10 protein-coding genes and 2 pseudogenes are annotated in these 11,536 nt (G+C 66.8%); 5 read left to right on the top strand and 7 right to left on the bottom strand.

Annotation, left to right across the window (positions count from 1 at the left end):
- The first annotated feature begins 62 nt into the window (after positions 1–62).
- Positions 63–1,079 (top strand): Ldh family oxidoreductase, encoded by a 1,017-nt coding sequence (locus tag CFB24_RS19235; protein WP_088522260.1) that lies wholly within the window; start codon positions 63–65, stop codon positions 1,077–1,079.
- Positions 1,080–1,112: 33 nt separating this feature from the next.
- Here CFB24_RS19235 and CFB24_RS19230 read toward each other — a convergent pair whose 3' ends face one another.
- Genes CFB24_RS19230 through CFB24_RS19215 form a run of 4 tightly spaced genes read right to left on the bottom strand, consistent with a single transcriptional unit; the run spans position 1,113 to position 5,160 of the window.
- On the bottom strand, positions 1,113–2,099 hold the full coding sequence (locus CFB24_RS19230; RefSeq protein ID WP_158255316.1) for an ABC transporter substrate-binding protein: 987 nt from the start codon (positions 2,097–2,099) through the stop codon (positions 1,113–1,115).
- Positions 2,100–2,116: 17 nt separating this feature from the next.
- Positions 2,117–2,854, bottom strand: coding sequence for an enoyl-CoA hydratase/isomerase family protein (locus CFB24_RS19225; RefSeq protein ID WP_088522258.1), 738 nt, complete (start codon positions 2,852–2,854; stop codon positions 2,117–2,119).
- An 18-nt stretch (positions 2,855–2,872) separates the two neighbouring features.
- Positions 2,873–3,769 (bottom strand): glycine reductase, encoded by an 897-nt coding sequence (locus CFB24_RS19220; protein WP_088522257.1) that lies wholly within the window; start codon positions 3,767–3,769, stop codon positions 2,873–2,875.
- Positions 3,766–5,160, bottom strand: a complete 1,395-nt coding sequence (locus CFB24_RS19215; RefSeq protein WP_088522256.1) for a phenylacetate--CoA ligase family protein — start codon at positions 5,158–5,160, stop codon at positions 3,766–3,768. The genes CFB24_RS19220 and CFB24_RS19215 overlap by 4 nt, the downstream gene beginning before the upstream one ends.
- 234 nt (positions 5,161–5,394) lie before the next feature.
- Here CFB24_RS19215 and CFB24_RS19210 point away from each other — a divergent pair, with 234 nt between their 5' ends.
- From CFB24_RS19210 to CFB24_RS19195, 4 genes and pseudogenes are all read left to right on the top strand, one after another.
- Positions 5,395–6,060 carry a DUF1847 domain-containing protein gene (locus CFB24_RS19210; protein ID WP_088522255.1) on the top strand — a complete coding sequence of 222 codons (666 nt, stop codon included), beginning with the start codon at positions 5,395–5,397 and terminating at the stop codon, positions 6,058–6,060.
- A 145-nt stretch (positions 6,061–6,205) separates the two neighbouring features.
- Positions 6,206–6,772, top strand: a pseudogene (locus CFB24_RS19205) (AraC family transcriptional regulator); the annotation flags it as partial.
- A 199-nt stretch (positions 6,773–6,971) separates the two neighbouring features.
- A pseudogene (locus tag CFB24_RS19200) lies at positions 6,972–7,250 on the top strand (acyl-CoA dehydrogenase family protein); the annotation flags it as partial.
- Positions 7,247–8,359: a CaiB/BaiF CoA transferase family protein gene (locus CFB24_RS19195; protein WP_088522296.1), complete on the top strand. Its 1,113-nt coding sequence runs from the start codon at positions 7,247–7,249 to the stop codon at positions 8,357–8,359. The pseudogene CFB24_RS19200 and the gene CFB24_RS19195, both read left to right, overlap by 4 nt.
- Before the next feature lie 42 nt (positions 8,360–8,401).
- Here the strand turns inward: CFB24_RS19195 and CFB24_RS19190 are convergent, their stop codons facing one another.
- The 3 genes from CFB24_RS19190 to CFB24_RS19180 form a co-directional block, all read right to left on the bottom strand.
- Positions 8,402–8,746, bottom strand: coding sequence for a hypothetical protein (locus CFB24_RS19190; RefSeq protein ID WP_088522254.1), 345 nt, complete (start codon positions 8,744–8,746; stop codon positions 8,402–8,404).
- A 418-nt stretch (positions 8,747–9,164) separates the two neighbouring features.
- Positions 9,165–9,680 (bottom strand): chemotaxis protein CheW, encoded by a 516-nt coding sequence (locus tag CFB24_RS19185; RefSeq protein ID WP_088522253.1) that lies wholly within the window; start codon positions 9,678–9,680, stop codon positions 9,165–9,167.
- 2 nt (positions 9,681–9,682) lie between these two features.
- The gene (locus CFB24_RS19180; RefSeq protein WP_088522252.1) at positions 9,683–11,389 is read right to left on the bottom strand and encodes a methyl-accepting chemotaxis protein; all 1,707 of its coding nucleotides are present in this window, start codon (positions 11,387–11,389) and stop codon (positions 9,683–9,685) included.
- Between the last annotated feature and the right edge of the window lie 147 nt (positions 11,390–11,536).

Raw genomic sequence — 11,536 nt, 5'->3', positions numbered from 1 at the left:
ATTTATTTAAGTGATTTAATCAACTATAAAGAGCGACAAATCGTCTCCAGGAGTCCCGATTGATGAGACAGCTCTCTTTGCGTCAGGCCGAAGCCCTCGCCCAGCAGGCTCTGCGCGCGGCGGGCGCGCCGCAACGCGTCGCTGGCTCCGTCGCGCGGGCGCTGGTCGCAGCCGAGGCGGACGGCCTCGCCTCGCACGGCCTGATGCGCCTGCCCTATTACGCCGACCAGGCGGCGAGCGGCAAAGTCAGGGCCGCCGCCGACCCTGTCGCCGAGCGCCGCGCCCCTGCTCTGCTCCATGTCGACGCGCGCGAAGGCTTCGCTTATCCGGCGATCGAACTGGCCTTGGCCGAAGGCGGCCGCCTCGCCCGCGAACAGGGTCTCGCCTTGGCGGCGGTCGGCGATTCCCACCACGCCGGGGTGATGGGCCATCATGTCGAGGCCGCCGCCCGCGACGGTCTTGTGGCGCTGGCCTTCGCCAACACCCAGGCCGCGCTGGCGCCGTGGGGCGGAAAAAAGGCCCTGTTCGGAACCAACCCGATCGCCTTCGCCTGCCCGCGCGCGACGGACGCGCCGCTGGTGGTCGATCTCTCGGTCAGCGCGGCGGCGCGCGGCAAGATCGTGGTCGCGCGCGACAAGGGCGAGTCCATTCCCCCCGATTGGGCTTTCGATCCCGAGGGGCGGCCGACCACCGATCCGGCGCAGGCGCTCAAGGGCGCGCTGGCGCCGTTCGGCGGCGCCAAGGGGGCGTGTCTGGCGCTGATGGTGGAAATTCTCGCCGGCGCGTTGACCGGAAGCGCCTTCAGCCATGAAGCCGGCACGATGTTCGACGCCGAGGGCGCGCCGCCGCGGCTCGGTCAATTGTTCCTGCTGATCGACCCGCAACGCCTTGGCGGCGCCACGACCCTCGCCCGCGTCGAAAGCCTGCTCGCGGCCATGCTCGACCAGGACGGCGTCCGCCTGCCCGGCGCGCGCCGCCTCGCCCTGCGAGAAAAGGCGCAGACGGAGGGGATAAGAATCCCCGCCGCATTGTTCGAGGAGTTGAGCCGCCGCGCCGCGCAAGAGCCAGCCGAGGTCTGACGTGCAGGCGCCCTGCCCCGCGTAAAAAAAAAATCAGGAACCGGGCTGGTCGTGGATTTCCGCGAAGAACAGGTCCTTCCAGTTGGCCGGGCGGGTCTTGATCGCGCCGGTCTTCACCATGAAATCCGTGAACGCCACGGTGTTGCGCGGCACGGAGTCATAGGCCGGCTCCAATTCGGTGAGCTGTTTGACGGCGTCGGCCAGCGCCATTTTGTCGCCGGTTTCGCGCAGGTAATTTTCCGCCACGCGCTTGGGGTCGGTGCGCTGGATTTCCAGCGCCTCCTTCAGCGCGGCCAGCAGGACGCCATAGACCTTGGGATTGGCGTCGTGGAATTTTCGCGTGGTCGCCAGCACGACCTGCGTCGTCTCGCCGCCGAACACGTCGGCGGTGCGCAGGATGATCCTGGCGTTGGGCAGCTTCAGTTCGTCCTCATGGAAGGGCGGCGGCGTGAAATGCGCGCTGACCGCTCCGGTCGTCAGCGCCTGCGTCGCGTCGGGGTGGGACAGCGCGACGGTCAGACGATCGAGCTTGTCGAAGCTCTTGTCGCCAAAAGCCCTGGCGGCGGCGATCTGGAGGAAGACGGCCTGCGGCGACACTTTGACCGCCGGCACGGCGATGCGGTCGGTTTCGGAAAAATCCTTGACCGAATTCACGGCGGGATTTCGCGTGATCAGATACATCGGAATCGCGGACACCGGCCCCACCGCCTTGACCTCGCCGCGGGTCTTGTCCCAGAGATTGAGAAAGCCGGTGGTGCCCAGGCTGACCACATCGGCGGAGCCGGAAAGCAGCGCGTCGGCCATGGTCGCCGAGCCCTGGGTGTTGAACCATTTCGGCGCGAGCGTGACGCCCGCAAGCGCGGCGTGTTTCTCGATCAGCTTCTCGCCCTTGATCGTGGTCAGGGTGATGTGGCCGAAGCCATATTGGTTGGCGAGCTTGATTTCGGCGACCTCGGCGTGGCCGGCGGATGCGGTCAGCAGGCTCACGGCCAGCGCCAGGGCGGCGGAAAATCTACACATGAAACACCTCGCTGCTTTCATTCGCCGGTGAAGACGGGCTTGCGCTTTTCGAGGAAGGCGGCGATCCCCTCGTGATAGTCGCGCGCGCTGTTGACGGCGGCGACTCTGGCGCGGGCGATGGCCGCGCGTTCGGACGGGCCTTTGGGCAGGACTTCGCCGACGAATTGCTTCAGCATCGACAACACCTGCGGCGCGTTGCCGGCGATTTCGCGCGCCAGCGCCCGCGCCGCCTCGACCTGGGTTCCCGTGGGAACCACGCGATTGACGAGGCCGACCTCATAGGCGCGCCGCGCGTCGATGGCGCCGCCGACCAGCAGCAGCTCCATCGCGATCTTGTGCGGGATGCGCGCGGCGAGCGCGCTGATCAGGCCGCCGGAATAGCCCACCTTGGCCTCGGGATAGGAAAACACCGTATTCTCGGCGGCGACGGCCATATCCGCGCTCTGGACGAACACCAGCCCGCCGCCGACCACATGGCCGGCGGTGGCGACGATCACCGGCTTGTCCACCGCAACCCCGACGCTGGGAACCGCGCGCCAGAGATCGTGGGGGATGTCGCGCAGGTCGGCGCCGGCGGTGAAGGCGCGGTCGCCGGCGCCCGTGAGGAGCGCGACGCGGTCGTCGCCGCCCTGGAATCGCACCCAGGCGTCGTGCAACTCGTCCACCACCTGATGGGTGAGGATGTTGTGCTTCTCGGCGCGGTCGATGGTGATTTCGGCGATCCCCTCGCGGGATTCGTAACGGACGACAGGCATGGGCGTTCTCTCTCAAATTCAGGACAAGGCGGATTCGCGCGCGTGCTTCGCGGCGATGCGGGCGCGTTCGGCCTCGGCGCGTCGCGCCGCGCGTTCGGCGGCGTCGAGCCGGTCGGGGTTGGAATAGTCCAGCTTCCAGTCCGGCGGCCCCGGCCAGATCTGCGGATTGACCCGGGTGGCGCGCGGCGCCGTCGCCGTTTCCAGCAGATCCAGCGCGAGGCGCAGCGTCTCCTCCTGGGAGGCCGGATCGCCCGGCCGCCCGGCGGAATTGCCGAGCGGAAAATCCGAAAACAGCAGGCGCGGGACGCCGCAATGTTCGACAATGTCGCGGGCGCAGCCCATCACCACCGTCGCCACGCCGCTCCGCTCCAGGGCGCGCGCCGCCAAGGAAAGGCTCTGGTGGCAGACGGGGCAATTGGCGACCAGGAGCGCCGCCTGCGCCCCATCCGCTTCGACGCGGCGTAACAGTTCGGGAACGTCGACATCGAGCGTATGGCGCTGGCTGCGGTTGGTCGGCAGGCCGTGGAAACGCGGCGCCAGCCGCAGCAGGCCCTGCCCCGCCAAGCGCCGCAGCAACGGCAACGGGAACCATGTCCCGCTGTCTTCCATGCTGGTGTGCTTGCGGTCGATGCTGACATGGGCGATGCGCAGGTCGTGATCTTCCGCCGTGTCGCCGGAATAGACCTCCCAGAATTTGGCGGCGGCGTTGTAGGGCGCGCCCGGTCCCTGCGGCCCCTTGTCGGGCTGGAACGGCGCGGCGGTGGTGATCAGCGTGACGTTGGTTTCGCGCAGCGGTTGGGACAGGGGCGCGAAGGGGACGTCTTGGTGATGCGCCCATTGGTAGGGATTGTCGTAGCCGAGGGCGAGATACCAGGCGCGGGTGCGCGCCATATAGGCGATGGGCGCTTCGCTCATGACGGGCGTCCCGCGACCTCGATCAGCTTGGTTTTCGCGCCCGTGTGCGGCAGCGAGGCGAAGGGCACGATGGTCACTTTCGGACGGAACGTCAGGAGGTCGCGGATGCGCTGCTCGATGGCGCCGGCCAGCGCCGGCCATTCGGCGTCGCCGGTGTTTGGCCCGGCCTCGACGGCCAGTTTCAGCGGCGGTTCAACGCGCGGCGGCGGGCCGTCGAGCCGGATGCGCAATTCGCCGGAAACGGCGGGCTGGAAGGCGCGCAGAAGAGTCTGGATCGCCGCCGGATAGACCTTGACGCCCTTGATGGCGAGCATGTCGTCGGCGCGGCCGATGATCTCCATGCGCACGCCGAAATGGCCGCAGCCCGGACATTCGCCGACATGCAGCCGTAGAATGTCGCCGGTGGCGTTGCGGAACGCCGGCGCCGCCTCATATTCGAGCGCGGTGTGGATCGCCTCGCCGACGGCGCCGTCGCGGATTTCGATGGGCTGCTTGGTTTCGGGATCGACGAGGTCATAGCGGAAGCAATAATCCTCCGCCATATAGTGCATGCCGTGCGCCTCGGCGCTGTCGCAGGTGATGGTGCCATTGTGCCAGGCGCCGCCGGTGGCGTCGAACACTTGGGCGCCGAAATGGTCGCGCACGCGCTGGCGGAACGCGGGCTGGCTGGCGCCGGGTTCGCCGGAGCAGACGATGATCTCGATGCCGAGCGCAGCGACCGGTGCGCCGATCTCATCGGGCGCGCGTTCGATCAGCTGGTTGACCATCGAGGGCGTGGCGAACAAGGCGCGCGGGCGGGTGATCTGGATGTAGCGCAGGATTTTGGGCACGCCGCCCTCGGCGCCGAGGATGACCGGCCGCGCGCCAAAAGCTTCCAGAGCCTGCGCCCAGGTGACGCCGGCGAGCCACAGCGACAGGCCGAAGGCGTGAAACGTGGTGTCGCCGGGGCGAATGCCGGCGGCGCGGAACAGACGGCCGAGAACCTTGTAGGTGATCTCCTGGTCCTTGCGCGTGAAGACGTAGAAGGTCGGCGTTCCCGTCGTGCCGGAGGTCGCGGCGAGGTGGACGGCGGCGTCGCGCGGCGCGGTCAGATGCAGGCCCAAGGGATGGCCGTCGCGGGCGAGCGAGGCGTCCTGGCTTTCGCGATGGCGGGTCTTGTCGAGAAAGGCCGGCAGGCGGCGGAAATCGTCGAGCGACCTGATGTCCTCTGGCGCGCGCACGCCGGCTTCGAGGAAACGCGGGCGGAAATAATCCTCATTGGTCCAGAGATAGCGGATTTGGCGCTGGAGCTTTTCCCAGCGCAGCGCGTCGAGCGCGGCGAGATAGGCGCCGGGGTCGCGCGCGCCGAAACGGGCGGGGTCGAGATAAGCGAGGCGATTTTCGGAAGGCATGGGCGGGTGCGTCTCGGAAAAGTCGGCGACGTGAGACGGGCGGACGCCGCTCTGACGTTGGGTGTTGAAGCCAGACTTGCAAAGCGCGCCGCTTAATGTCAATAAAATTTATCGACAAAATCAACAAGTGGCCGGCCGATGCGCCGGCCCGGAGTTTCTAACATGACTGCTCATTCAAGGCCGCGCGCGCGCCGTCCCCTCTCCCGGCTCCAAGTCAAAGCGCTGGGCTGAGCCATGAGCAAGATCGAAACGCCCACCTGCTCCGAGTGCAAGCAACTACATTGCCACCGCCATGACGCGCGCTACCCCAAGCATTGCCTCACCACCGCACTGGAGGAGTCCGAGCGCACGGAGCTGGCCGCGCTTTACGCCGGCGCCGACCCAGCCGATTCCAAACTCGCTCACGCCGCCGCCGAGGTCGAAGGGCTCTATTACGGCAAGATCAACCGCGTCGAGGAGACGGTCGCGTTCGCCCGGCGAATCGGCGCGGCGCGCATCGGGATCGCCACCTGCTTCGGCCTGATCGAGGAGACCCGCGTGCTGGTGAAAATCCTGCGCCTCGCGGGATTCGAGACGTTCACCGCGCTGTGCAAGGTGGGGTCGATCGACAAGACCGAAATGGGCATAGCCGAGGAGCTGAAGATCAAATGCGGCAGCTACGAGGCCGGCTGCAACCCGATCCTCCAGGCGCGGCTGCTGAACCGTGAAAATACCGGCCTGAACATCATCATGGGCCTGTGCGTCGGGCACGATTCCCTGTTCATCAAGCATTCCGAGGCGCCTGTCACCACGCTGGTCGTCAAGGATCGCGTGCTCGGCCACAATCCCGTGGCCGCGCTCTACACCGTCGGCTCCTACAGCGCCCGCCTGCTCGACAAGGAGCGGTTGGAGAGCCTTTGACCGGTTTCGGCTGTCTGCAAATGGCGGCGGCGTTGACGGGGCCGTGTCGCCACGGGAGATTGTGAGCCAAATTCGTTTTGCGCCGGGATGCGAACGGCGACGCTTGTGTTCATCGTGCAAGTAAGGCGAAAACTTGGAACGACGCATGATCTCCGCCTCCTTCGTGAAGGAGGCCCTGGATTCGCTGCGGCGGCGCGGCTTGCCGACCGAACCCGTGCTCGCGGCGGCCGATCTGACGGGATATGCCGATCAGCCCGTTTCAGCCGAAACCTATGGGAAAATGTGGCTGGCGCTGGCGCGCGAACTTGACGACGAATTTTTTGGACTCGCCGCTCGTCCCATGCGTCCCGGCGGCTTCACCCTGCTGTGCCACTGCCTGCTGAACGCCACCACGCTGGAGCAGGCGCTGCGCCGCGCGCTGCGTTTCCTCAACCTCGTGCTCGACGATCCCCGCGGCGAGCTGACGCTCGAACGCGGCCTCGCCCGCATCGAACTGCGCGAGGCCGGGCCGCCGCGCTCCGCCTTCGCCTATCGCACCTACTGGATCGTGCTGCATGGCGTGATCTGCTGGTTCGCGCGCCGCCGACTGCTGCTGCGCCATGTGGATTTTCGCTGCGCCGAACCGGATTTTTGCGACGATTACCGCCTGTTCTTCGGCGCGCCCGTCACATTTGGCGCACCCTTGAGCCTGCTCGCCTTCGACGCCGCCTTCCTCAAACTGCCGATCAATCGGCAAGAGGGCGCGATGCGCGCCTTTTTGCGCGGCGCGCCGGCGAATATTTTGGCGCGCTACGCCCATGACGCCGGCCTTGCTGCGGCGGTGCGGCAAAAATTGCGCGCGTCGGCGCCGGCGGATTGGCCCAATGTCGAGCAGATGGCGCGCATCCTGAGAATGCCGGCCTCGACCCTGCGCCATCGCTTGCAGGACGAGGGACACAGCTACCGCGCCATCCGCCCTGCGCGACGAGAACAAGCCATGTCTCAAGGAGGCGTCGATGGCCAAGCTTTTCGCCGCGGAAATGGCCGAAAAGGTCTGCTCCGACGCCATCCAGATTCACGGCGGCTACGGCTATCTACAAGACTATCCCGTCGAGCGCATCTATCGCGACGCGCGCGTCTGCCAGATTTACGAGGGGACGAGCGACATCCAGCGTCTGGTGATTTCGCGTGCGGTCAAGGAGGGCCGATGAGCGGGCCGTTGTCTGGCGCGCGCGTGCTCGAATTCGTGAGCATCGGACCTGGCCCCTATTGCGCCATGCTGCTGTCCGATCTGGGCGCGCAAGTGCTGCGCATCGACCGCGAGGGCGGCAATGGCTGGCCCAATCCTTCGCATGACCGGGGCCGCGCCACGCTGACGCTGGACCTCAAGTCGGACGCCGGCCGCGCCAAATGTCTGGAAGCGGCGCGAACCGCCGACATTCTGATCGAAGGCTTCAGGCCCGGCGTGATGGAGCGCCTGGGCCTCGGCCCCGATGCGCTGCGGGAGCAGAACCCGCGCCTGATCTACGGCCGCATGACCGGCTGGGGCCAGCAGGGACCGCTGGCGCAAGCGGCTGGACACGACATCAATTATATCGCGCTGAGCGGCGCGCTGGCCGCTTTGGGACGCAAGGGGGAATTGCCGGAGCCGCCGCTCAATCTGGTCGGCGATTTCGGCGGCGGCGCGCTGTTTCTGGCGTTCGGCGTCGTGGCGGCTTTGTGGGAGCGGGAAAAATCAGGCCTCGGCCAAGTGGTCGACGCCGCCATGGTCGATGGCGCGGCGTCGCTGATGTCAATGTTTTCGGGGCGCGCGCAAAATCCGTGGCTTTCGCTGGAGCGCGGCGCCAATGTCCTCTCGGGCGCCGCCCCGTTCTATCGCTGCTATCGCTGCGCCGATGGCGGGGAGATCGCGATCGGCGCGCTGGAGCCGCATTTCTACCGCACGCTGCTGGACCTGATCGGCGCGCCGTTGGCTTTGCTTGAGCGGCGGAACGATCCCGCGCTTTGGCCGGAGGACGCGGAAACGCTGGCGCGAATTTTTCTCGCGCGCAAGCGCGACGACTGGCGCGGCCTGCTGGAGGGAACAGACGCCTGTTTCGCGCCGGTGCTCACGCTCGACGAGGCGAAAGACCACCCGCATTTGCGCGCGCGCCAGACATTTTTGACTCGCGGCGATGCGGTTCTGCCGGCGCCGGCGCCCCGCTTTTCCCGTTCCCAGTCGGTCATGGCGGACACGGAAGACGGGGCCAACGACGGGGCCAGGATGCTGGAGAGCTGGAAAGCGCTCGCCATTGCGGCCCACCGCCCGATGCAGGATTAGGTCCGCACGGGTGAGCTTAGGCCGCGGCGCGACAGAATAGCGTCAGGCCGTGGGCGCGTCGCGCTCAGCCGTCTCGGGAGAGCGGGCGTCCAACGGCGTGCGAGGCGCGCCGAATTCGGCGACGAGGGCCGACAAAGTTTTGAGCCGGGATCGCGGAGTTTGGGCCTCGGCTGTGGGCCTTCCCTGCGTTACGCCGATGCGCCGGGCGGCTCGCAGAAAAATCGCGCTGTTCCTGGCGGAGCCGATGCGTCGTCCGACATCGGCAAGACGCAACGCTTCGTCGCGCGCGCCCTCCAAACCGTGATGTTCGAGCAGATGCAGCACGGCTGCGTCGATCTCGTTATTTGAAATTCTGAAGAACCAATTTTTCATCACGGCTGGATCCATGGGGTGGCTGGCGACGGATTGCAACGCAGGACCGCAAGACGCGAACTCAAGGTTCTTTAGCAACCGCACTGATTCGTGTCGACATAAACGGTCGGCCTAACGCCCCGTTAATTTCAACAACGGCCAAACCGCCGAAGCCTCTCGACAAGCAAGATCGCCTGCGGCGGATGATGTGATGACCTGAATACGCCACGCACGAGACAGACGCATGACGGCTGACACGCCGGCGATGGCGGTCGATCGCCATCTTTCGCCCACGCCTTTTGCCATTTCCTCGAAGGCGCCGTCGAGGCCGCCCTGCCCGCGCTCTCGACGTTGAGTCCGTCGCCAAGCGCATCCGCCAGCGCGGGATCGCGCTGGCGTAGAGATCGAGCAAACGCGCGGGGCGACCTGCGTCCCTCCGTTGCTCCCAGACCGGTTACGCCGCGCGCCAGCTTTCGGGGGCGGCGGCCAAGCCGGCCGCCACGTCGGCCGCCAAGTCGGCGGCCTCCTTCTCGGACAGCAGGCGGGCGAGATTGACGATCACGACGAAGCTCTGGTCGCGCCGCACCACGCCGTCGATGTAGTCGCTGGCCCAGCGCGCCCCGATGTCGGGCGCGGCCTCGATCTCGTCCTTGCGCACCGCCGTCACCTCGAACACGCGGTCCACCACAATGCCGAGCGTCAGAGCGCGCTCGCCCAACGCGACATCCACCACCAGCACGCGGGTGGCGGAAGTCGGCTCGACCGGGGGCAGGCCGAGCCTCATGCGCAGGTCGATCACCGGCACGCCTTGCCCGCGCACATTGCACAGGCCGAGAAAATGGCGTGGGCCGTTGGGGACGCGGAAGGCCCGTTCGTGGTCGAGGATTTCGCGCACGACGCGCACGGGGAGCGCGAAGCATTCGGCGTCGAGCGCGAAGGTCACCAGTTGCAGTTCGTCGTGCGCGCTCATGGTCAGGCGCTCTCGCGGAAGTCGCGATCTTGTTCATCGCGTCCGCCCATCGACAGGTCGAGGGCGAAGCCGCGCGCGCGCTCCTGCTGCGCCTGCACCGTCGGCTTTTTGGCCAGCGTCGCGTGCGACTGGGTTCGGACGCCTTGTTTGGGCAGGGCGTGGGTCTTGACGCTGCGCTTCGCTTGCGGCCTGACGGCGGAAGGGCGGCGGTCGCCTTCGTCGTCCACCCTGAAGAAAGCGATGGAGCATTGCAGCTCCTCGGCCTGGGACGCCAGTTCCTCGGAGGTCGCCGACATTTCCTCGGACGCCCCGGCGTTCTGCTGGGTGACCTGATCGAGCTGCTGGATCGCCTGGTTGATCTGGGAGGCGCCAATGTCCTGCTCACGGCAGGCGGCGGAAATTTCCGCGATCAGTTCGGCGGTCTTGCGGATGTCGGGCACCAGACGGTTGAGCATGTCGCCGGCGTCCTTGGCCGATTTCACGGTGTCGCCGGACATATGCGAGATTTCCCCGGCGGCGGCCTGCGAACGCTCGGCCAGCTTGCGCACTTCCGAGGCGACCACGGCGAAGCCCTTGCCGTGCTCGCCGGCGCGGGCGGCCTCGACCGCCGCGTTGAGCGCGAGCAGATCGGTCTGACGGGCGATTTCCTGCACGATGGTGATCTTCTGCGCGATCGTGTCCATCGCCGCGACGGCGCGGGCCACGGCCTCGCCGGAGGCTTCGGCGTCCTTGGCCGACTGGCGCGCGATCTTTTCGGTCTGGGCGGCGTTGTCGGCGTTCTGCTTGATGTTGGCGGCCATTTCCTCCATGGCGGAGGAGGCTTCCTCGGCGGCGGCGGCCTGTTCGGTCGCGCCCTGGGCGATCTGCTCGGACGTGGAAGAGAGTTGCTGGCTGCCGGACGACACATTGCCCGAAGCGATCGCCGCTCCCCCCACCACATCGCGCAGCCGCTCGACCATTGTGTCGACGTAGCCCAGCATGTCGCCGATCTCGTCGGACGGCAGGTTTTCGGCGCGCCAGGAGAGATCGCCGTCGGCGACCGAGCGCATCACCGCGCCGGCGCGGCCGAGTCCGTTGCAGACCGACATCGAGACCCACAGGGCGAGGGCGGCGGCGATCAAGACGGCCGCCCCCGTCGCGGAGAGGGTCACCATGCGGATGAACGCGTAGTCCTCGCTCGATTCGAGGCGCGCCTTCTCCATCCCCTCGATATAGAACTTGCTGCCTTCGCTGAGCACCGTGCGCAACCGGCTCGAGGTGACGCGCGCGCCGCCCAACGACAGCTCGGTCGCGCCGGCGATGTCGTTGGCCTTGATCTTGGTCCGGATGTTCACGTCGTTGGCGAGATAGGCCTTGAACGCCTCATCGACGCTGGCCCAATAGGCCTTGCGCTCGGGCGGCGCGCTGGCGCTCAACTCCGCCCACTGGCTCTGGAACTCCTTGATGGCGGCGTCGCCGGCGGCGACCTGCTTGGCGGCGTCGTCGGGCGACGTCGCCAGCAGCAGGTTTTTCTGCGCCCTGAGCGCTTCGAGCGACAGGATCTGCAGATTCTGGGATCTCTCCAGCCGCTTGGAATTGAAGCCGATCACCTTGTCCAGCACATGGTTGGCCTTGGACAGGTCGTACAGGCCGAAACCTGCGATGGCGCAGAGAAACATGATGACGATGCCAAATGACATCGCGAGTTTGAGTTTTATGGTTAGGCGCATGGTCGATTAATCCTCTCGAAAAACGCTTTCGCGGTTCATTCCATGAGTTCGCTCAGGCTTTGGGATAACGGATGATTTCGGCGTCGTTTTCGGGGGCTTTGGCGTGGAGGAGGGCGTGGAGGTCGGGCAGGATGACGACGGCGTCGG

This window comes from Rhodoblastus acidophilus, assembly GCF_900187365.1.
GTDB lineage: Bacteria > Pseudomonadota > Alphaproteobacteria > Rhizobiales > Beijerinckiaceae > Rhodoblastus > Rhodoblastus acidophilus.
The sequence above is the reverse complement of the archived record's forward strand: the minus strand, read 5'-3'. Positions and strand labels throughout refer to the sequence as shown.

Bases quoted from the DNA above. Each gene is read 5' to 3' on its own strand.
- CFB24_RS19235 (WP_088522260.1), top strand. From the start codon at position 63: ATGAGACAGCTCTCTTTGCGTCAGGCCGAAGCCCTCGCCCAGCAGGCT.
- CFB24_RS19215 (WP_088522256.1), bottom strand. From the start codon at position 5,160: ATGCCTTCCGAAAATCGCCTCGCTTATCTCGACCCCGCCCGTTTCGGC.
- CFB24_RS19195 (WP_088522296.1), top strand. From the start codon at position 7,247: ATGAGCGGGCCGTTGTCTGGCGCGCGCGTGCTCGAATTCGTGAGCATC.
- CFB24_RS19230 (WP_158255316.1), bottom strand. From the start codon at position 2,099: ATGTGTAGATTTTCCGCCGCCCTGGCGCTGGCCGTGAGCCTGCTGACC.
- CFB24_RS19180 (WP_088522252.1), bottom strand. From the start codon at position 11,389: ATGCGCCTAACCATAAAACTCAAACTCGCGATGTCATTTGGCATCGTC.
- CFB24_RS19185 (WP_088522253.1), bottom strand. From the start codon at position 9,680: ATGAGCGCGCACGACGAACTGCAACTGGTGACCTTCGCGCTCGACGCC.
- CFB24_RS19210 (WP_088522255.1), top strand. From the start codon at position 5,395: ATGAGCAAGATCGAAACGCCCACCTGCTCCGAGTGCAAGCAACTACAT.
- CFB24_RS19225 (WP_088522258.1), bottom strand. From the start codon at position 2,854: ATGCCTGTCGTCCGTTACGAATCCCGCGAGGGGATCGCCGAAATCACC.
- CFB24_RS19220 (WP_088522257.1), bottom strand. From the start codon at position 3,769: ATGAGCGAAGCGCCCATCGCCTATATGGCGCGCACCCGCGCCTGGTAT.
- CFB24_RS19190 (WP_088522254.1), bottom strand. From the start codon at position 8,746: ATGGATCCAGCCGTGATGAAAAATTGGTTCTTCAGAATTTCAAATAAC.